Source organism: Rhodococcus kronopolitis, assembly GCF_042654025.1.
Taxonomy (GTDB): Bacteria; Actinomycetota; Actinomycetes; order Mycobacteriales; family Mycobacteriaceae; genus Rhodococcus_G; species Rhodococcus_G kronopolitis.
In genome coordinates this window covers 167,468-187,379 of record NZ_JBHSFO010000003.1, presented here as the reverse complement: position 1 = coordinate 187,379, position 19,912 = coordinate 167,468, and the positions used below count along the sequence as shown (strand labels likewise).

General features: G+C 66.6%; 19 protein-coding genes. 8 read left to right on the top strand and 11 right to left on the bottom strand.

Features of this window, described 5'->3' with window-relative positions; translation table 11 throughout:
• Nucleotides 1-57: 57 nt before the first annotated feature.
• Nucleotides 58-960: an RluA family pseudouridine synthase gene (locus tag ACFO6S_RS07465; protein ID WP_378415569.1), complete on the bottom strand. Its 903-nt coding sequence runs from the start codon at nt 958-960 to the stop codon at nt 58-60.
• Nucleotides 961-1,019: 59 nt separating this feature from the next.
• Nucleotides 1,020-2,117: a Gfo/Idh/MocA family protein gene (locus ACFO6S_RS07460; RefSeq protein WP_378415567.1), complete on the bottom strand. Its 1,098-nt coding sequence runs from the start codon at nt 2,115-2,117 to the stop codon at nt 1,020-1,022.
• 900 nt (nt 2,118-3,017) lie between these two features.
• Here ACFO6S_RS07460 and ACFO6S_RS07455 point away from each other — a divergent pair.
• The 3 genes from ACFO6S_RS07455 to ACFO6S_RS07445 all read left to right on the top strand — a co-directional run bounded on the left by ACFO6S_RS07455 (nt 3,018) and on the right by ACFO6S_RS07445 (nt 4,974).
• The gene (locus ACFO6S_RS07455; RefSeq protein WP_378415566.1) at nt 3,018-3,896 is read left to right on the top strand and encodes an oxidoreductase; all 879 of its coding nucleotides are present in this window, start codon (nt 3,018-3,020) and stop codon (nt 3,894-3,896) included.
• Nucleotides 3,897-4,099: 203 nt separating this feature from the next.
• Nucleotides 4,100-4,345 carry a hypothetical protein gene (locus ACFO6S_RS07450; RefSeq protein WP_378415564.1) on the top strand — a complete coding sequence of 82 codons (246 nt, stop codon included), beginning with the start codon at nt 4,100-4,102 and terminating at the stop codon, nt 4,343-4,345.
• Nucleotides 4,346-4,443: 98 nt separating this feature from the next.
• Nucleotides 4,444-4,974 carry a VOC family protein gene (locus ACFO6S_RS07445; protein ID WP_378415563.1) on the top strand — a complete coding sequence of 177 codons (531 nt, stop codon included), beginning with the start codon at nt 4,444-4,446 and terminating at the stop codon, nt 4,972-4,974.
• Between the two features lie 10 nt (nt 4,975-4,984).
• Here ACFO6S_RS07445 and ACFO6S_RS07440 read toward each other — a convergent pair whose 3' ends face one another.
• From ACFO6S_RS07440 to ACFO6S_RS07420, 5 genes are all read right to left on the bottom strand, one after another.
• Complete coding sequence (locus tag ACFO6S_RS07440; RefSeq protein ID WP_378415562.1) at nt 4,985-5,926, bottom strand: oxygenase MpaB family protein; 942 nt, start codon at nt 5,924-5,926, stop codon at nt 4,985-4,987.
• 86 nt (nt 5,927-6,012) lie between these two features.
• Nucleotides 6,013-7,014: an NADP-dependent oxidoreductase gene (locus tag ACFO6S_RS07435; RefSeq protein ID WP_378415560.1), complete on the bottom strand. Its 1,002-nt coding sequence runs from the start codon at nt 7,012-7,014 to the stop codon at nt 6,013-6,015.
• On the bottom strand, nt 7,011-7,439 hold the full coding sequence (locus ACFO6S_RS07430) for an organic hydroperoxide resistance protein (RefSeq protein WP_378415558.1): 429 nt from the start codon (nt 7,437-7,439) through the stop codon (nt 7,011-7,013). Before ACFO6S_RS07430 ends, ACFO6S_RS07435 begins: the two co-directional genes overlap by 4 nt.
• Before the next feature lie 60 nt (nt 7,440-7,499).
• Nucleotides 7,500-7,937 (bottom strand): MarR family winged helix-turn-helix transcriptional regulator, encoded by a 438-nt coding sequence (locus ACFO6S_RS07425; RefSeq protein ID WP_378415556.1) that lies wholly within the window; start codon nt 7,935-7,937, stop codon nt 7,500-7,502.
• 170 nt (nt 7,938-8,107) lie between these two features.
• The gene (locus tag ACFO6S_RS07420; protein WP_378415554.1) at nt 8,108-9,193 is read right to left on the bottom strand and encodes an alpha/beta fold hydrolase; all 1,086 of its coding nucleotides are present in this window, start codon (nt 9,191-9,193) and stop codon (nt 8,108-8,110) included.
• 314 nt (nt 9,194-9,507) lie between these two features.
• Between ACFO6S_RS07420 and ACFO6S_RS07415 the strand changes: the two genes are divergently transcribed.
• Entirely contained in the window at nt 9,508-10,641 is a 1,134-nt protein-coding gene (locus tag ACFO6S_RS07415; RefSeq protein WP_378415552.1) for a nitronate monooxygenase, read from the top strand.
• A 92-nt stretch (nt 10,642-10,733) separates the two neighbouring features.
• Here the strand turns inward: ACFO6S_RS07415 and ACFO6S_RS07410 are convergent, their stop codons facing one another.
• The 4 genes from ACFO6S_RS07410 to ACFO6S_RS07395 all read right to left on the bottom strand — a co-directional run bounded on the left by ACFO6S_RS07410 (nt 10,734) and on the right by ACFO6S_RS07395 (nt 15,081).
• Complete coding sequence (locus ACFO6S_RS07410; protein ID WP_378415551.1) at nt 10,734-11,168, bottom strand: DUF6632 domain-containing protein; 435 nt, start codon at nt 11,166-11,168, stop codon at nt 10,734-10,736.
• Between the two features lie 538 nt (nt 11,169-11,706).
• Nucleotides 11,707-12,654 carry a tyrosine-protein phosphatase gene (locus tag ACFO6S_RS07405; protein ID WP_378415549.1) on the bottom strand — a complete coding sequence of 316 codons (948 nt, stop codon included), beginning with the start codon at nt 12,652-12,654 and terminating at the stop codon, nt 11,707-11,709.
• A gap of 85 nt (nt 12,655-12,739) precedes the next feature.
• Nucleotides 12,740-13,903: an Rv3169 family protein gene (locus ACFO6S_RS07400; protein WP_378415547.1), complete on the bottom strand. Its 1,164-nt coding sequence runs from the start codon at nt 13,901-13,903 to the stop codon at nt 12,740-12,742.
• A complete protein-coding gene (locus ACFO6S_RS07395; RefSeq protein ID WP_378415546.1) occupies nt 13,900-15,081 on the bottom strand; it encodes a phosphotransferase family protein in 1,182 nt (393 codons plus the stop codon). Before ACFO6S_RS07395 ends, ACFO6S_RS07400 begins: the two co-directional genes overlap by 4 nt.
• A gap of 125 nt (nt 15,082-15,206) precedes the next feature.
• Between ACFO6S_RS07395 and ACFO6S_RS07390 the strand changes: the two genes are divergently transcribed.
• From ACFO6S_RS07390 to ACFO6S_RS07375, 4 genes are all read left to right on the top strand, one after another.
• Nucleotides 15,207-15,827 (top strand): TetR/AcrR family transcriptional regulator, encoded by a 621-nt coding sequence (locus tag ACFO6S_RS07390; RefSeq protein ID WP_378415544.1) that lies wholly within the window; start codon nt 15,207-15,209, stop codon nt 15,825-15,827.
• 1,270 nt (nt 15,828-17,097) lie between these two features.
• Nucleotides 17,098-18,219 (top strand): LGFP repeat-containing protein, encoded by a 1,122-nt coding sequence (locus ACFO6S_RS07385; RefSeq protein ID WP_378415542.1) that lies wholly within the window; start codon nt 17,098-17,100, stop codon nt 18,217-18,219.
• A gap of 339 nt (nt 18,220-18,558) precedes the next feature.
• Nucleotides 18,559-18,765, top strand: a complete 207-nt coding sequence (locus ACFO6S_RS07380) for a hypothetical protein (RefSeq protein ID WP_378415541.1) — start codon at nt 18,559-18,561, stop codon at nt 18,763-18,765.
• A gap of 299 nt (nt 18,766-19,064) precedes the next feature.
• The gene (locus tag ACFO6S_RS07375) at nt 19,065-19,805 is read left to right on the top strand and encodes a DUF6226 family protein (RefSeq protein ID WP_378415539.1); all 741 of its coding nucleotides are present in this window, start codon (nt 19,065-19,067) and stop codon (nt 19,803-19,805) included.
• Nucleotides 19,806-19,912 lie beyond the last annotated feature (107 nt).

The following is a 19,912-nucleotide window of genomic DNA, read 5'->3' as shown; positions in this document are numbered from 1 at the left end:
TTTAATGTGACGCAGTCCACTACGCGCTGTAGTAGACACGGATTCGGCGGGGTTGTGCTACTGGTCCATGCCGGTCAGGCGACGGGCGCTGGTGAACGTCCGACCCTCGCCGGTCAGCGGGTCGTCGAAGGTCAGCGACCTGGCCAGGAGTTGCAGCGGGTTCGAGTAGTCGTCGGGCGGTACGTCGTGCAGGTCCGGGTAGAAGTCGTCGCCGACGATCGGGATACCCAGCGAGCTCAGGTGCACGCGCAATTGGTGCATCTTCCCGGTGCGGGGCAGTAGTCGGTACCTCGCCCGGTGGCCCGACACCTCGAGCAGTTCGATCCGGGTCTCGGCGTTCGGTTCACCGGGGACCTCGACGGCCTGGATCGATCCGCGTTCCTTGACGATCCGGCTGCGTACCGTGCGCGGCAGGGCCAGCGCGGGATCGTGTCCGGCGACGGCCTCGTACTCCTTGGACACCAGGTGCTGTTCGAACAGTGACTGGTACGCCCCGCGCACCTGCGCGCGGACGGTGAAGACCAGCACTCCGGCCGTCACCCGGTCCAGCCGGTGCGCCGGCGTCAGCTCCGGCAGGTCCAGGTCGCGGCGCAGGCGGACCAGCGCGGACTCGGCGACGTACCGGCCTCGCGGGGTGCTCGCGAGAAAGTGCGGTTTGTCGACCACCAGCAGGTTCTCGTCGCGATGCAGCACCGTCACCTCGAACGGCACGCGGGCCTCGACCGGCGGGTCGCGGTACAGGAAGACGAAGGTGTGCGGCCGGAAGACGGTGGTGGCGGTGACCGGACGCCCGGCGCCGTCGACCACCTCGGCGGCGGCCACCTTCTCGAGCAGGCGGGTGGTGTCGTCGGGAAAGCGCGCCAGCAGGTACTCGAGGACCGTCGACCAGGAGTCGTCGCCGGGCAGCCTCAGTCGGGTGGGGTTGAGTCCGTCGCGGACGGGCAGCGGAGCGGTGGGCACCCTGCAACCGTAGGCGTGGTCGCCGTCGTCGGCGCCACGCCCACGGCGCTCGGGTCGGGTCAGCCGATCTCGTCCAGCCGGACCGACCGCCCCTCCGCGGCCGAGAGTCGGATCGCATCGAGCACCGCCTGGCCGGCGACGCCGTCGTGGAAGGTGGCCGGGCGCGGCTCGTCCGCGGCGATCGTCTCACCGAGGATCCGCCGCCGGAACGTGTCCGCGAGCCGGGTGTACGGGGCACGGTCCAGCCCGGAGGCGTGCATCCAGTCGTAGGCGGTCGCGAAGAGGTCGTGCGGCGGCGGCACGGGTGCCGGGTTGACCAGGTCCGCGGGCACCGGCACCTCCCGGTCGCCGCCGGCATCGGCGCGGCGCAGCGTGCGGCCGTCGATCCACAGGGTGCCTGCGGTGCCCGAGATTCGGGTCGTCATCATCATCGGGCCCCACGCGCCGACCGTGCTCTGCAGCACGCCGTCCACGCCGGAGGTGGTCCGGAAGTGCACGGTGAAGCTGTCCTCGGCGCTCTGGTTGCGGTCGGCTACCACCGGCAGGCCGGCGCTGACCATCTCGAACTCGCCCAGAGCACTGCGGATCTGGTCGATCATGTGAGTGCCCTGTGCGCCCAGCCAGCCGCCGCCGTCGGCGGCGTCGGTCCACCAGTCGGGGGCCTGGCTGGAGGCGTCCGCGAACATCGGCAGGTGCATCAGGAGGGTCGCCAGCTTCGGGGTGCCGATCGCCCCGTCGGCGATCTGGCGGCGCAGCAACGCCTGCTCGGTGGCGTAGCGGAACTCGGTGCCGATCTGGTGCACGACGCCGGCACGCTCGACGGCATCGAGCATCGCGGTGGCCTCGGTGAGGTTGGCCGCGAACGGCTTCTCGCAGACCACGTGCAGGCCGCGCTCGGCGGCCTCGATGGCCAGGGCGGCGTGGGTGTGCGGGGGAGTGGCGATGGTGACCGCGTCGATGTCGGTGGCGGCGAGTGCCTCGTCCAGCGAGGTCACCGCGTGTGCGATGTCCATTCGCTCTGCCCGCTCCGTCGTACGGACGCGGTCGCGGCCCACCAGAGCGCGCACCTCGAACCCGGCATCGCGGAATGCGGGTACGTGTGTAATGCAGCCGAATCCGGTACCGATCACGGCCAGTCCCAGCGATTTGTCTGTCATGTCCATCCTGCCTGACTTCGGTAGATTGCGGAGGCTCTCACCGGACGGTCATCGTCTTGGCAACTCGGGCGATGGACCTCGGTGTTCTCCGTAGTGTACGACGCCCGGAATTATTGCGGCGTAACGGTATTCGCAAAGTCAATTTGAGTCATTTGAGATTGATGTAGCGTCCGCGAATCGAGAGTCGGTGCCGGATTGGCGCCGAATACGACTGCATTGGAGATATGGATGAATCGGCGACTCGTTGTGGCCCTCATGATCGCTACCGCTGGAATGCTGATGGCGCCCGCAGTTGCACAGGCAGACACGCAGATTGTTGACGGCTGCACCTCTGTCAACACCCCAACCCAGAGCGGGATTGGCTGTGGAAAGGGGTCCACATCGACCCCGACGTCGGTCAACGATGGGGTCAACAGCGGTTCCAGCAGTTTCGGTCTCGGTGAGATCGAGGTGCTGATCAACTCCCTGGTTGGCTAAATTCAGGGAACTGGCTGCAACCGGAGGAAGGGCCGGGGGTAGATCCGTTGGATCTGCACCCACGCCCGTCTTCGGGGCGGACACGGTGGGCTGTCCGGGTTTGGTCGGTCAGGGCGGACACAACTTGGTGTCGCTACTCGAGTCGGTTGTCAGCTAGCTGCGGCAGGTGGGGTGATTCGTACTTCGGCCTGTCTCGGCGCGGGCGCGGATCCGAATGGATCTCTGCCCGCGCCGAGACGCACGGTGCCGCAGCGTGACGGCCGCTTCTAGTGAGGGCATGTGCTGAGTGTGGCCAGCGCGAGGATGAACGTGCTGTCGGATCCGGTTCATCCACGGAGTTGACCTCGGAGAACGAGGGAGTTGGCAACACTTCCACCGCCATTCCACTCGAATGTGCGGCCGCGCTCGTCGTAGTCTGAGCCAATGCCGAAGTGGACAGCGCGGGACATCGTCGACCAGCAGGGCCGGACCTTCGTCGTCACCGGCGCGAACAGTGGCCTCGGCGCGGTGGCGGCTCGGGCGCTCGGCTCGGCCGGTGCGCACGTCGTGCTGGCGTGTCGGGACGTCGAGAAGGGTGCGGCGGTGGCCGCCGAGATAGGCGGCAACGCCGAGGTGCGCCGAGTCGACCTCGCCGACCTGGATTCGGTGCGTGAGTTCGCCGCGGGGATCGACAGGGTCGACGTGCTGGTGAACAATGCCGGCGTGATGGCGGTGCCGAAGCGCTCCACCGCGGACGGATTCGAGATGCATTTCGGCACAAACCATCTCGGACACTTCGCGCTCACGGGACTGTTGCTCGACCGGGTCACGGATCGGGTGGTCACCGTGTCCAGCCTGCTTCACCGGTTCGGCCGGATCAATCTGGACGATCCGAATTTCGAGCACCGGCGCTACCGGCGCTCGTCGGCGTACGCGCAGTCGAAGCTCGCCAACTTGATGTTCGCGTACGAATTGCAGCGCAGGCTCTCGGCGGCAGGATCGGAGATCAAATCCGTTGCCGCACACCCGGGCTACGCGTCGACCAACCTGCAGACGCACACGGAGTCGTTCTGGGGGCTGGTGATCGGCGTGGGCCACCTGTTCACGCAGCGCGCGAAGATCGGTGCGCTCCCGGAGCTGTACGCGGCGACGGTGCCCGACGTGGCCGGTGGCAGCTACATAGGTCCGCGCGGGCCGTTCGGGCTGCGAGGTTACCCGAGGGTGGTGGGATCGAGTGGTAGGTCTCGGGACCGGTCGGTGGCACGCGCGCTGTGGGCGGAGTCCGAGTCGATGACAGGCGTCACCTACGGGTTCGGAAGCTGAGCGCCGACCCGGTGGGCGCGGCGGATTCGAATTCTTGAATATTCACGCTCGGAGATTCATGACTATCGTCAAATGATTCCATCAAAAGTGTTGGGGTGACGATGTTTTAGTTCTTCTGAACTGCATAGCTCGCTGGGGTAGCATCCGTGCTCCGGGAGCCGGTGCTGATTGTCGGCATCGGACAGATTTAGGGGAGATAGCTGATGAGTCGTCGTCTTGCTGCGGGTGTGATGGTTGTGACCGCGGGAATTTTGTTGGCGCCCGCAGTCGGCATTGCCTCGGCGGAGGTGTCGGGACCCGGCCAGGTGGTTTGCGGGTCCGGCGAGACAAAGACCGAGAACGGATTGAGCTGCAGCACGGACGTGAATGGGGAAGTGGGTAACGGCTCGAGCATCGTCGGTCTTGATCTCGCCGATTTCACGGCGCTGTTCGAGTCGCTTACGGGCTAGAGATCTCTGCTGGGGCGGCTTGCTCGCCCCGTTGTATGTTCCGGCGCGGGCACGGATTTGAGAGGGTCCCTGCCCGCGCCGAGACGTATGCTGAGCGCATGTCGATCCGTCGCCTGAACCACGCTGTGCTGTTCGTCGCCGACCTCGAGCGCAGTCTCGCGTTCTACGTCGAGGTGCTCGGCTTCCGTCCGCTGCCGGGAGGATTCCCCGGCGCGGCCTTCCTGCAGGCCGCGAACTCGGCCAACGACCACGACCTCGGCCTGTTTCAGAGCCCCAACGGGCCGAGCCGGGCGCGTCAGGGCGACGTCGGCCTCTACCACCTGGCGTGGGAGGTGGACACCCTGACCGACCTCGCCGCGATGCACGAAAGACTTTCCGCGGCAGGGGCGCTGGTGGGCGCGAGCAACCACGGATCCACCAAGGCGCTGTACGCCAAGGATCCCGACGGCATCGACTTCGAGGTGTGCTGGCTGGTTCCGGACAGCCGCATCGAGGAGGAACTGGTGCCCGGGATGCCGCCGACCCGACCGCTCGACATCGCCGCCGAGATCGCCCGGTACGGCGCGGACACCCCGAGCGGCCCGCGCACCGACCACGCGGTGTGGGCGAGGTTGTTCGCCGGACGCTAGGTGCGGCCGATCACGGCAGCGTCGGCGAGTAGTGCTGGGGCAGGTCGCGACGCTCGACCGGCGGCAGGTTGCGGGCCGGGGTCTGGACCAGTAGTGCGCCGGCCGGTAGCTCGCCGCGCGAGCGCCGCCACGCCGCCCGGGCCCGCGGGTGGAAGCGTCGGTCGGTGGGCAGCAGCTTCCAGGACCACGCCACCACCCGGCCGAGTGCGACCAGTACCAGCTCGTCGGCGCGGGACCACTTGTAGCCCAACCGCTTACGCACTGGATCCGGGTACATCCCGACGGTGAGCCAGACGTAGCCGCGGGCCACCGGGATGCGGACCAGGCGCCACAGGGGGTGGGGCAGCCAGGGCAGGAACGGCGGGCGCTCGAGCCGGCAGATGTCGAGGACGTCGCGGGTGGCCTTGTTGTCCTCGAGTACGTTGGCGCACATGTCGTTCCAGTAGTCCTGGAAGGACTTCCAGTCCGGCGGGACGTTGCGCATCGTCATGCCGTACAGCCGGTACCACTGGATGCTCTCCGCGTAGAGCCGCTCCTTGTCCGACTCGGTGAGCCGGTCGCCGAAGTACCGGTTGACCGCGATCGGTCCCATCGCGAAGGTCGAATGCGCCCAGAAGAACGTCTCGGGGTTGAGCGCGCTGTACGGCCGGCCCGCCTTGTCGATCCCCTTGATGGTGCGGTGGTAGCCGCGGATCTCCAGGGCCGTCTGCTCGGCCCGTTCGCCGTCGTAGACCACGCCGTAGATCGGGTAGAGCGAGCGGTAGAGCCGTTCCCAGCGTTCATCGAAGAAGAGCGAGTGCTCCTCCACGCCCGCGCCGAGCTGGGGGTGCATGTTCTGCATCGAGCCGGCCCACAGCCCGAGCAGGATGCCCCGCCAGTCGCCGAAGTACTTCCAGGTCAGCGACGTCTCGTCCAGCGGTACCGCGGCCCCGTGCGCCATCGACACTCCCATGTTCGGTCCGACCCTCGACGGGCTCGACGCTAGGAGTGACAACGTGTGTTGTCAATGGCGGGCGGGGCCGGCGGTCGGGTGCCTCGTCAGAGGGTGACGACCATCTTCCCGGTGTTCTCGCCCCGCATGAGTCCGATGAACGCGGCGGGCGCGTTCTCGAGTCCGTGCACGGCGGTCTCGTCGAACCGGATCCGGCCCTCGGTCAGCCACCGCGTCATGTGGTCGCGGAACTCCGGGGCGAGGTGCTGCTGGGTGCCGACCAGGAAGCCGCGCAGGGTGAGCTCCCTTCCGATCACCGCGGCGAGATTGCGCGGCGCCGCCGGGGGCTCGGTGCTGTTGTACTGGGCGATCGCGCCACACATGGCGATGCGTCCGCCGTGGTTCATCGCGCCGATGGCTGCCTCGAGATGCTCGCCGCCGACGTTGTCGAAGTAGACGTCGATCCCGTCCGGGGCCGCCGCCGCGAGCTGGTCCGCGACCGGGCCGTCGTGGTAGTCGAAGGCCGCGTCGAAGCCGAGTTCGAGCAGGCGCGCCACCTTGGCGGGGGAGCCGGCACTGCCGATCACGCGGGAGGCACCGAGAAGCTTGGCCATCTGACCGACGAGGGAGCCGACCGCTCCGGCGGCGCCGGAGACGAAGACAGTGTCGCCCTCACGGAACTGGGCGATCGAGGTCAGCCCCGCATACGCGGTGAGTCCGGTCATACCGAGCGCACCGAGGTAGGCGGAGGCGGGCGCCACGGTGACGTCCACCGGACGGGCGGTCGCCGCGGGGACCACCGCCAGCTCGCGCCAGCCCAGGCCGTGGACGACGGTGGTGCCGACCGGGTGCGACTCGGCGCGGGAGGCAATCACCTCGCCGACCGCACCGCCGTCGAGCGGGGCGTCGAGCGCGAAGGGGGGAAGGTAGGACTTGACGTCGTTCATCCGTCCGCGCATGTACGGGTCGACCGACATCACGATGTTGCGGACCAGGACCTGGCCGTCCTCGAGCTCGGGGATGACGGTCTCCGTGAGCCGGAAGTTTTCCGCCGTCGGCCAGCCCTGAGGCCGGGAGGCGAGCTGGATTTCCTTGCTGGTGATGCTCATTCGCCGGCCTCCGCAATCACGAGGGTGACGTCGATGTTGCCGCGGGTGGCGTTCGAGTACGGGCACACCTGGTGGGCCTTGGCCGCGAGTTCCTCGGCCTCGGCGGGGGCGAGATGCGGCAGGGACACCTCGAGGGTGACCTCGAGGCCGAATCCGCCGCCTTCGAGCGAGCCGATGCCCACCCGGGCGCCGACCGCGGAGTCGGCGACGTTCGCCTTGGCCTGGCGCGCGACCACCTGCAGTGCGGAGTGGAAGCAGGCGGCGTAGCCGGCTGCGAACAGTTGCTCGGGGTTGGTGCCGTCGCCGGTGCCGCCCATCGCGACCGGGATCGCGAGGTCGAAGTCGAGCCGGCCGTCGGACGAGCGTGCGTGCCCGTTGCGGCCGTCACCGGTGGCGAGTGCCTCCGCGGTGTAGAGAGCCTTCATGGTGTTTCTCCTTGATGGGGGATTCGGTGTTGGTAGTGCAATCTGTGTGCCGGCAGGCGATCAGGAGGTGGAGCCGTGCAGGGCCGCGACGACCCGGAGCAGGGACCGGCGGAGCTCCAGTAGCTCCTCCTCCGACATGCCGGTGGCTGCCGCGAGCTTGCCGGGAATGTCCGCTGCGCGCGCCTGCAGTGCCGCGCCGACGTCGGTGAGGTGGATCTCGACGCGTCGCTCGTCGCTGCTCAGGCGTCGCCGCTCGACCAGGCCGAGGCCGTCGAGCCGTTTGAGCAGCGGCGAGAGAGTGCCGGTGTCGAGACCCAGCTCGTCGCAGATCTCGCGCACCCCGCGGCCGTCGCGCTCCCAGAGGACCAGGAGCACCAGGTACTGCGGGTAGGTGACGCCCAGGTCGTCGAGCAGCGGCCGGTACGCCGCGGTCGCCGCCCGCGAGGCCGAGTAGAGGGCGAAGCACACCTGTCGGTCGAGTGCGAGATCGTTGGTCACCAGAACAAAGGTAGTGCCCAGTTAAGTTGTGTGCAACCTATGTGTGCAGTCGCACACCGTGGGGTTGCCCGAGGCGGCGTGAATCGCCAGCGCTCCAGGATGCCGAACCGTGTGCAGCATCGGCTGACGGCACGCCGCGACGTCCGTCCCGAACCTGAACTCGCCCAGCGCTATTGAGCCGGTACCTGCTCGTCGAGGAACCTCTGTGTCTTCTCGGCAATCGCCTCGGCGTGGGCGTGGAACAGGTAGTGGTGGCCGTCCATGATCGTGACCTGCTGGATCGCCGGGTTGCTGATCGCCGCGTGGTGCGAGGACTCCCATTCCGCTTCGACCTCGAGCGAGGAGTCGGCGAGGATGGACAGGGCCGGCAACGTCGGCGGGAATACCGCGCCCTCGGCCGCCCGCACGTTCTCCGCCCCGCGGGCTATCTCGTCCAGCACTGTCGGGTTCAACACCCACGAGTACGCCCGCAGGTACAGGTCCTGCTGGTCCGGGGTGTAGTCGGCGGACTGGCCGAGGCTCTCTCGGTAGTCGGCCACCAGGCCCAGGTAGTCGGTACTCTTGTCCACGGCGATCAGGTCCCGGAGGCCGCCGGCCGCCGTGACGGCGGACATCCAACTCGGCCAGTCCGGAGTGCCCTGGGCGCCATCGGAGGTGTAGCGCTCGTCGTCCAGGCCGACCACTGCGGCGACCTCGTCCGGGTGGTGGGTGGCCCACCGCATCGCGTACAGCCCCGAGATCGAGTGGGGCATCAGGACGTAGGGGCCGCCCAGTCCCAGTTCTCGGAGCGCCGACCGGGTCTCGTCGACGATCGCCTCGCTGGTGCGCGGGGCGTCGGTGCCGTCGCTGAGGCCCAGCCCGAAGGGCTCGACGGTGACGACCGTGTTCTGCTCCGCCAGGCGCTGCGCGAGCGGGGCAAAGCCGAGGATCGGTTCCGGGGTGCCCAGGCCCGGCATCAGGACGATGGTCCGCGAACCGGATCCCTGGACCGCGACGCTCATCCGGTGCCCGTCCACCTCGACATAGCGGTGGACGGATCCGATCTCCTCCTCGATGGCGGCCTTGTCGCGAGGCGTCTGCCACCAGTGGAAGCCTGCTGAAATCGCAATCACGGCAACGACTGCCGAGACCAGGCCGACGGAGATCCAGCGCACGACGCGAAGCGCCCGGCGCCGCGGCTTCGGGGGCGTCGAACCCGGCCCTCCGCTCAGCCGACGGTCGTCGGTCTGCCCTCCCGATTCCATGTCGACGGTCATCGGATCATGCCCTCGGTACTCCCCATGCGGTCAACGTAACCGACGCCTCTCGCATGGCGCGGGATTTTACTACAATGCGTAGTAATTGATGGAGTGTGTGTGCGACAGGGCGGTACGGCAGCGGCCGGGCTGTGGCGACCGGAGTGGTTGCCCGTGGCCGAAAGGCGTGACCTCTCTGCGGATGTCAGAGCGTGCGGGGCTCCGTCTCGACCCGGTCCGATCGCGCGATTCGGTAGTCGGCCACATATCGGGACGCTCCCACTTATGGTGGAACTTGTTACGGTTTTTCCCCGCTCACAGTGTAGGAGTGCCGCATGCACACCCCCCTTTGCGACGACTTGGGCATCGAATTCCCCATCTTCGCGTTCACCCATTGCCGCGACGTCGTGGTGGCCGTCAGCAAGGCGGGAGGCTTCGGCGTCCTCGGCGCGGTCGGCTTCACGCCCGAGGAGCTCGAGATCGAGCTGAACTGGATCGACGAGCACATCGGCGACCATCCGTACGGCGTCGACATCGTCATCCCGAACAAGTACGAGGGCATGGATTCGAACCTGTCCGCCGACGAACTCACCACGATGCTGCAGAACATGGTGCCCAAGGAGACCCTCGACTTCGGCCGCAAGATCCTGACGGACCACGGCGTGCCGCTGCCCGATGACGGCAGCGAGAACGCGTTGCAGCTCTTGGGCTGGACCGAGGCGACCGCCACCCCGCAGGTCGAGGTCGCACTGCAGCATCCCAAGGTGACGCTCATCGCCAACGCGCTCGGCACCCCGCCGGCAGACATGATCGCGCACATCCACGCCGCCGGCCGCAAGGTCGCGGCGCTGTGCGGTTCGCCGTACCAGGCCCGCAAGCACGCGGACGCCGGCGTCGACATCATCATCGCGCAGGGCGGCGAGGGTGGCGGACACTGCGGCGAGGTCGGCTCGATCGTGCTGTGGCCGCAGGTGGTCAAGGAGGTCGCACCCGTCCCCGTGCTCGCGGCGGGCGGTATCGGCAGCGGCCAGCAGATTGCCGCGGCACTCGCGTTGGGCACGCAGGGCGCCTGGTCCGGCTCGCAGTGGCTGATGGTCGAAGAAGCCGAGAACACCACCGTCCAGCAGCAGGCGTATATCGATGCGTCCAGCCGCGACACGGTGCGCAGTCGCTCGTTCACCGGCAAGCCGTGCCGGATGCTGCGTAACGACTGGACCGAGGCGTGGGAGGAGGACGGCAACCCCGAGCCCCTCGGCATGCCGCTGCAGTACATGGTCTCCGGGATGGCCGTGGCGGCCACCCACAAGTACCCGGACGAGACCGTCGACGTGGCGTTCAACCCGGTCGGCCAGGTCGTCGGCCAATTCACCAAGGTCGAGAAGACCTCTGCGGTCATCGAACGCTGGGTGGGGGAGTACCTCGAGGCGACCGGCACCCTCGAGCAGTTGAACGCTGCCGCGAACGCCTGACGCATGCTCGACCGGGGAGGAGTCGGGGTCGTGTCACCGCGATCCTCCCCGATCGGTGCACGGTCACGGACGTCGAACTCGGCGCCGGACCCTCAGATCTGACCACCGGCCACGTGGTCCGTAACTCGGTCGGGCGGACGATGCTCGAGCCCGGACGACCGTACGAGGACCGCCAGCACGATTGCCGCAAGAAGCAGCGCTGGGACATCTCCCCACAGATGTCCCATGTGATGGCCGCTGCCGAAGGACTGCACCGCCATCACCGCGGCGTGGACGACGCTTGAGCACACGGTGAACCAGATCAGGCTGAGATTGTTCTCGGGGCATCGCGCCGCATTCCAGAGGAAGACGCCCAGCGTCGCGTACAGGCCGACGATCATCATGAAGTAGTCGGACTGGTAGGGAGCGCCGGAATGCCACGCCCATCCCGAGGGCCACACCACGGCCAGCGGATAGAGCAGAACCATCACCGCGCCGAAGACCACGAGAGCGATCTGCAGGAGTCTGTAGGTGTATGAGTGTGCCATTGCGTGCTCCCAGGGATTTGGGCTCCAAGCGGGTTCCGTTTCCAGAACTTCCACGGCAAAAGTGCAATTCACAGTATCGCGCAGCACAGCGTCGGCGCGAGGGCAGACGGCTCGGGGTTCGCGACCCGTCACCTACGCAACGTAGGGGCTGAGACGCCCGGGTGACCGTTCGCAGGCGGTACCGAATGAGTCGCTCATCCAACGGAGGGTTGCTCTCCTGGCCGATCGCCTCGAGGTCGACCACCAGCCGTGAGTGCCGACCGGGAAGTGCTTCCTCGATCGGTCCGGCACCCAGCGGTTCGCTGCCGGCCGGCGGCACCACCGACGTGTTGATGCGGAACACCCGCCGGAACAACCACGCTGGAATTTGCCAGTGGCGATATCGCCCCATCCGGGTCAGGCATGCACAGACGCAAATACCTCCGGCGGTGTCAGCGAGAACCGAAGCGCGGCAACGCTCCACTCCTCGGAGGGGAACTTTGGACGTTCCCGTCCTGACACCCCCGGAGGTGTTCGTGAAGGACTGACTCAACTCAGATCAGCCGACCAGCTTCGCCTTCAGTGCGGTAATGGTCGCCGAGCCCAGGCCGAGGCCTTCGGCCAGGTAGTTGCCGACGGTGCCGTAGTCGGCGGTGATCTGGTCGAGCCCGGCCTCCAGGAAGCTCTGGTCGACACCGAGGACAGGAGTCAGGTTGGCGGCGGCCTGCGCGCCCAGGGCCGCGGTGATCTGCGCCAAGGTCTTCTGGTTGGTCACCTCGAGGTAGCTGTTGCTCAGCAGGTAGTCGTCCATGACGGTGGCGGCGGGGACCCCGGCGATCGACTGCAGCAGCATGGCGGTCCAGCCGGTGCGGTCCTTGCCCGAGGTGCAGTGGAAGAGCTGCGCGCCGTCGCCGCTGGCGATGTCCGTCAGCACCTGTGCGAAGCCCGCCCGACGCGCGGGGTCGGTGACGAAGCTTCGGTTGGTGTCCACCATGAACTGGCGGCCCTGTTCGGGTGACTGGATGGTCTGGGCGAGCTGGACCAGGTCCACGAACTCGATCGGGATGCTCTTGTACGTGGCTCCGTCAGGCAGCTTGTCCGCGCCGCCGACCAGTGGGTTCGCGATCTCGGCCACGCCACGCAGGTCGTAGACGTCGGCCAGGCCGAGGGTGGTGAGGGTCGCCTTGTCGGTCTCGCTGGTCTTGGTGAGCGCGTTGGATCGGTAGATGGCGCCGCGCTTGAGGTGCCTGCCGTCGGCGGTGGCGTAGCCGGCGCCGACGTTGCCCGCCACGTCGCGGAAGTTGTCCACGGACGCCAGCCTCGGCGTCGGGGCGAGGACCGGGTTGCTCGAACCCAGGTCGAGCGACCCGCCGAGTGAGCCGGTGTCGATCGAGCTGAGGTCGACGGCGCCCGCGGTGGCGGGAGCGGTGAACAGCAGACCGCCTGCGACGAGTAGGGCGGCGGCCCTCGCGGTACGGGTGGACAGCGTTCGGGATCGTGTGGACATGTGACGGAACCTCTCTGTCTGCATGGAACGAACCGACCGAAGGGATTGACGGACGGTTGTCGTACCCGGCGAGGGCCGGAGCCGGTCAGGGGGCGACGTCACCGATTCCGGTGAAGCCGTAACGCTGGTGGGGGCCGATGACCGCGACCTCGAAGAGGCCTGCCCCGGTGCGGGTTCCGCCGTCCTCGGTGACTGTGAACCGGGCGAGGTTGTCGACTGGGCACAGCATCTTCTTCCATGGCTCGATCTCCGAGACCTTCTCCCGCAGCCCCTGGACCACCAGCTCGCCCTGCCACATGCCGTGGCGCCAGTCCTGCTCGAGGCCGTAGCCGGTGCCGACACCCAGGTAGTGCGGCAGCACCGGTTCGCAGGCGACGGAAAGGACCAGGTCCGGCTCGCCGGGTGCGCCCGGGCGTCGGAAGTGCAGAGTTCCGGTGGCGACCTCTCGGGTGCCCGGAGTGAAGGTCAGCTCGTGGTCGGGTCGGCCCAGCCACTCCGATTCCCGGGCGCGGTCGGACCAGACCCGGGTCGCGTCCTCGACGATGCGGCGGCCCTGCTGGTCCTCCTGGATGACCGTGACGATGCTGTAGTCGCCGAACTGCATTATCGAGTAGATCCAGAAGAAGTTCTGGCTCCCGGCCAACTCCGGATCCGCCTTGCGCCCAGGCGGTTCCGCCTCACCGACCGGTCGGACACCCCACGAGCGGTCACGGTTGCCGCGCCAGGTGTCCGGGGTGACGGGCCGGACCTCGCCGTCGACGGTGAGGGACCCGGACCACGTGCCGGTCTGCACGAACCGCTGGGTGTCGAACGTGACCCGCTCGAGCTGGCGGTGGAAGTGCCGGGCCTCGAGGTTGGCGGGCCCGTCGGACTCGAAGAGGAGGTCGAAGCTCAGGTCGGGTGCCTCGGTACTCGGGTCCAGCACCACCCGCAGGCTGTGCAGGCCCTCGAGGATCTCGATCCGCAGCGGCCCGACGGACAGGTCCATACGATCGTCGCCCAGCGCCCGGGAGGCCCGGAAGACGATGTGGTCGTCGCCGCGCCGAAGCACCGCAAAGCCGTCGCACACACCGAGATTGGGGTACTGGCCGAGCCCGATGATGAGGAACAGCGGGTCGGCGTCGCCGTTGACGCCTGCGTGGCAGTTGAAGTAGTACCGGTCGTAGAAGTTGCGATCGGAGGTGCCGACGTGCCGGATCGTCTCGGCGATCTGGTGCACCGGGTAGTCGTCGAGCGGTGACAGCGTCATTCGGTGTCTCCCTTGGTGATCGACGCCCAGTAGGTGCCGTTGAGCATGGCCTCGAGCGTCGCGCGGTGCAGGATCATCTCGTCCGGGTTCGCGGGCAGCTCGGCCTGGCCGAACACGACAGCGCGGCACTGCACGCGGAACATGATCACGGCGTGCCGCAGGGCGGCGTAGAGGGTGTAGAAGTCCAGGTTTTCGGGCCGGTGACCGGTCAGCTCCAGGTAGCTGCGGGCCACGTCCTCGCGGCGCAGGAAGTCGGGCATGCCGGGCAGGCCCGCCATGGCTGCGAGGTCCTCGAAGAACCTGTGCAGGAAGATCATCCAGCCGAGGTCGAGTTCGCGCGGCCCGATCGTCGCCATCTCCCAGTCGAGCACGGCCGCCGGCTCGAAGTCCCGGTACATGATGTTGCCGATCCGGGAGTCGCCCCAGCACAGCACCGCCGGCCCGGCGTCGGAGGGCAGGTTCGCCTCGATCCAGTCGAGTCCCCGCTCGATCAGCGGGGACCGCGGTCCGTCGGCGGTGGCCCACTCGTAGTAGCGCCGTTGCCCCTCCACGTGGGCGCGCAACGCCGAGGCGCCGGTCGGTTCGCTGTCGGTGGTGGCCAGGCTCGGGCACGCGCGGTGCGGGTCGGCCATGGCGTGCAGTTCGGCGAGTACCCGGACCGATGCGTGCTGGAGGCGGGCCCGGTCCTCGGCGGGGGCCTCGGACAGCCATGATCCGAAGGTGTACGGCATGACGTCGGGCGGGACCTCCCCGTCGAGCCGTTCCATGACGAAGAACTCGCCGCCGAGCGCATCGGACGTGGACTCCGACCAGTACACCCGGGGGATCGGCACCGACGTGTGGGCGGCGACGGCCCGCATCACCTGGAACTGCTGGTCCAGGTCGTAGGACGGGAAGAGCGGTGCCGCGCTGGCCGGCGGCGCGATCCGGGCCACCAGGCGGTGCTCGGATCGGGTGCCGTTCTCGGTCCAGGTCGCATCGAACAGCACGGTCTCGTTGGACATTCCGTTCGCCGACGGGACATCGAGAGACGTCACCTCGGGGTTCGCGCCGAGATCGAGCACGGTACCGAGCCAGCGCTCGAGGCTTGCCAGCATCTCGGCGGGGTCGTTGCGGGACTCCCCGGGGCGGGCGAGTTCGGCGTAGTCGGGATCTGCTCCGACGGTTTCAGGGGTCATCACCACTCCTTGGTGGATCGGGTGGCGCCGGTGCGCACAAGGCGTTAGTCCATACACTTTGTATGGACTAGAGCCGTGACAGAATGTAACGGCCATCACTCGAGGACGCAAGGGGTTTGGAGAGAATGACGAAGGAATCCGAGGCCCAGCATCGGCTCGGTCCGCTGCGAAACCCTGCGATCGACGCGGCCGTTCTGGAGACCACCAGGCAATTGCTCATGGAGAAGGGGTACGCCGGGACGTCGATCGATGGCATCGCCACCCGCGCGGGAGTTGGGCGCCAGGCGATCTACCGTCGGTGGCCGTCGAAGGCGCACATCGTCAACGACGCGATCTACCCGTTGTTGGACGCGCAGCAGGGTGCTGACATCGGCACCGAACTCGGCTCCGAGGTTGCGATGGACGAGCAGATCCTCACGTTGGTCCGCGGCGCGGTCGACCTCTTCGCCGCCCCGGCCACCCGAGTTGCGGCCCCGGCATTGATGAGCGAGGTCCGGACCAATGAGGAGTTGCGTGAGATCCTGGTCGTGCGTCAGCTCGCCGGGGTCCGGATCGAGCTGAAGCGCCGCCTCGACGCGGCGAGGGAACGGGGCGAGATCCGGGACGGGGTCGACGCCGACACCCTCCTCGACATCTTGGCGGGCGCGGCCATCTTCGCGATGTCCGTTCGCGATGTCGGCGAGCCCGGGCCGTTCGCGGACTCGCTGGCTGACATCGTCCTGCGCGGCATTCTGCCCCCCGCGTAGGGTGAGGGCGGGCGCCGAGCCCGTCGGGATCAGGAAGCGGTTGCGTGCGCTCTCCGGCCGCGAGCGCCACGAGAAGTATGCGAAGCTGCGCCGCCGGACACCTCGGGGCCGGGCGCGACACCTGTGGGTTCGAACTGGATCGTTGTTCGGTCATCGTTCGTCACGGATCTGGCAAATTGCCAAACTGAGGTGACAGCCGTGCCAACTGGTTGGCAAATTGGCCATCTACGGTGACCGTTCGCAGGCGGTGTGAATCGCCAACATAGTTGGCAGTTGCCGACGCTTTGACCTGCGGTGTGACAACTATCCTGACCACGACCGATCGCAATCGTTGTCAGGATAGTTGGCAATTGTTCGCGGCCGTTCGTTGGCCGAACCATGTGTGAATCACGGCGATAGGTGGCGGTGATTTCACATCGTCAGGTGGCGCCGAAGATGACATCCCGGCTACGGCCAGGCCGGAAATCGTCATCGTCGGGTTGATCCGTATCTCGCCCCTGCGGGCGGGGTTGCTGTGAACCGCGGGACTCAACTCACCCTGACGCGCAGGGATACCCTCGGAGTGTGAGACCGCGTCAACGCTGAAGCTGGCTGCGCGCGGTTACGCTTGGAGAAGATCTTGCTGAGGTGCCAATCACCCGAAGCGGGGGCAGTCCCTCCAGGTCCGAGGGCGCTGTTTGCTGTCGACTGGACCGGCGAAACGGCAAATCACCCCGACCAGCCGCTACGCGAGCTTCTTGTCGTCTGCGCCGTGACTACCGGAACCCCGGCTACCGCAGGTGGTCGCCGAAGAACGTGAACACCCTCCGCCATGCCTCGGCGGTGGCCTCCCTATTTTCGCCGAACCCGGCGATGCGAGACACCGTCCGCAGGGGAGCACGGTCAGCGAAGCTGTGCCCGGCATCAGGGCTTCGTCGAGTTGTTTGCCGCTGCCCCGGTTGAACGGATCGCGTCGGGGGAAGGCGGGACGGCATACCGTTTCCGAACCCAAGGACGGCCCTCGCCAAATTGGAATTCCACCTCAAAGTACCGACCAGTATCTTTTGTGACCAAAACGAGACTTGTTACCTGAGTCCGAAATGCGAAGTTGACCTTTAGGTTCAGCAATGAACGATCCCGTTCACAGCTAGCTCCCAGGAATTTCCCAGGAAGCAGGTGCAGGTTGAACCAAAGTTCATGGCGCGGGCAGGAATGCCGGCGCCGACATCGGAGGGGCGCCGCACGGGCGCTCGGAGCCATCGCCGTAGCGGCAACCGTCGCGATCACCGGGATGAGCACCGCGTCCGCCGCCCCCTCCACCACGCCGACGCCGACACCCTCCGCGGTTGAGGAAACTGCTGAGACAACATCATCGGCAGCCCCGACAACAACAACCACCACCACCACGGTGCTGGCCCCCACCACTGAGGTAACCGATCCCGTGGTCGGGGAAACGACCACCGCGCCGACCGCCTCCCCGCGGACCGTGCCCCCCGAGCCTTCGGCGAGTGCTCAACTCGAGACCAATGCGCCGGCCACGACGACGCCCGAGCCGACGCCTAGTGCTGCCACAGCACCGGCGGCGAACGGGAAGAAGATCCCGTACACAGGCAAGCCGACCGAGAATCCGAACGAGACCATCGTCCCGGGCAAGATGCGGTCTGATCGCGAGGAGATCCCCGGGGGCTACACCAAGGAACAGGCCGACAAGGCCGAGATGAAGGAAGCCCGGACGCAGAAGCAGGAGCGAACGGCTCGTGGTGGCCTGCTCGGGGTGCCGCCTCCGGGATGCGAGAACTACTGGCCGACAGACTGGAACGTGTGCGGCGCCATCCGCGACAAGTACAACGCTCTCGGTGGACCCCTGAGCTTCCTGCTCCTCCCGACATCCCATGAGCTGGTCAACCCGGACGGATTTGGACGCAGAAGTCACTTTGCCAACGGACCTATCTACTGGTCGGCCGCCACCGGCGCGCATCCGGTCGTCAACGTCTTCCATCAGAAGTGGGGCGAAAAGGGCTGGGAGGGCGGGTTCCTCGGCTATCCGAAGACCGACGAGGTCGTCCTCAACGGGGGCCGACTCCAAGACTTCCAGGGAGCGACCATCTACTGGACCGTACTCACGGGCGCGCACCCTGTTGGCGGCGCTATCCGTGACCGGTGGGCTCAGACGGGTTGGGAGGGCGGCTGGCTCGGCTGGCCCACGGAAGATGAACTTGTGGTCGGCCACAACGGCGAAGGCCGGATGAACCGATTCCAAAATGGTGTCATCTATTGGTCTCCCGCCACCGGAGCGCATTCAGTCCGTGGCGACATACTCACACAGTGGGCCCTGGCCGGGTACGAAAAGAGCACTTACGGGTACCCGACGAACGAGGGAATTGGCGACGGAACTGGATGGTTCACGCAATAATTCAGCAATGGATCAGCCGCGGGCGAGATCAGTGTACCCGTCAGTCCCCCTCCAGTTGAATACGTTCAATTCGACACCCGCGAAGAGGCGGTGGCATATTTCGGGGGCCTCCAAAACGGACAATCTGATCCTGGCGCGCCGCAGCCAGAGAAACTCAGCCCGATGGGGATAAATCTCGGCCCCTGTGAACTCAAGCCAAATTGGATTCATTGGCGGACCAAGAGTGGCCCAGGGAAGGGCTACGGGGTGGTCGGGTTCAAGCCCACGACTGATTGCACGATGCCGGTAGCGTCTATCACCCACGAAACGCAGTTGAAGTACAAGTACTACACTGTGTGGATGACGACCTCGGGGATAACCGATTTCGAAAATTCCCTGCCCGGACAATCTGCGACCTTTCTGGAGTCAAAGAATGTAGCCCACGCCTGCACAGGTGAAGTCAAAACCCTTTTCTGGGGTGTCGTCACCGGCAAGATCAGCTACATGGGTAAGAACTACTGGGCGATCGTCTATCCCCCACAAAAGTCCTTCAACTGCGAGGTATGAAGGCGCGCCTGAATTCGGTCCGAGCCTCGGAATCATCCGGGCTAGTGGATGCAATCAACCAGACGCGTTTCGCATAGATTAAGCCACGAAGACCTCCTCGCCGCAAGGGACTGGATAATCCTTCCAGCTAATTGTGGCGAGGAGGTTTTCGCGAACTAGTGCATTACGCTAACGACCGAACATCCGCCTATGAAGTCCCATTCCAGCGACTGTCTGCTGTGAAAATCGCAGCCGGAGTTAACCCGCTGTGTCCGTAATTGCGATTGCGTGATCTATCACGCGCCGGTAGCGTCTACGTGGTGACACATGTTGAAAAGTCGTGGTGGGAAAGCTTCAACGAAAATATTCTGCGCTCGCGCGAAAGCGGCTGGGGCGGGGAAGCGCCGTTGCTCTCACGACAGATGCGCGAACTGCTCGATGACGTCGACGCGGCCTTCTCGGTCACCGGGGCGAACACTCCTGGGTGGCCGAACCCCTACAAGGATGGCCCCGGCCCAGACGAAGCGGCGTACGAGCGTTCTAGCAACCCCGACAAGTTCCGGATCGTGGTGGCCAGAGCGCAGGCTTGGACTCAGGTACTTCTCGACCGCGGCTGGGCGCGAGAAGCATCGCATGTGGACTGGGCGCTTCCTCCCATGGAGCTCGGTGGAGCAGACACAGTCCTCCAGCCTGCCGCCGACGGCGCGGTTCCACTGGTGTTGACGACCCATACACCCATGGACAGCGACCATCCCTTCAACATCACGATCGCCGCGGGCGACCCTGCGGTGCGGTTGGACACAGTCCCCGACTGTGCATGCGACGGATGCGACAGCGGGTCCGCTGGTCTGCTCAAGTACATGGACATGCTTGTCCTGTCTGTCGTCGACGGTTCCCTCGACGTTGACGTTGGAGACGACCGCTACTGGGTACGCACATCGTTCAATGTCAAAGGCGGGGGAATCCAGGGTCGCCGCGTACCGTCGGCATTCACGGCCGCACCATGGCCCCCAAATTGGACGGCGCGCCCAGTGGCTCCTTTGCCGAGTCTCCGAGGTTGACCTCCGATACGAGTTGTCGACGTAACCACCCAGGCAAGGTGGCGCCGACGACGAGGGTGCTTCGGGCGGTTTCGGCGACGTCGGCGGTGTAGAGAGGGTGATTGCGG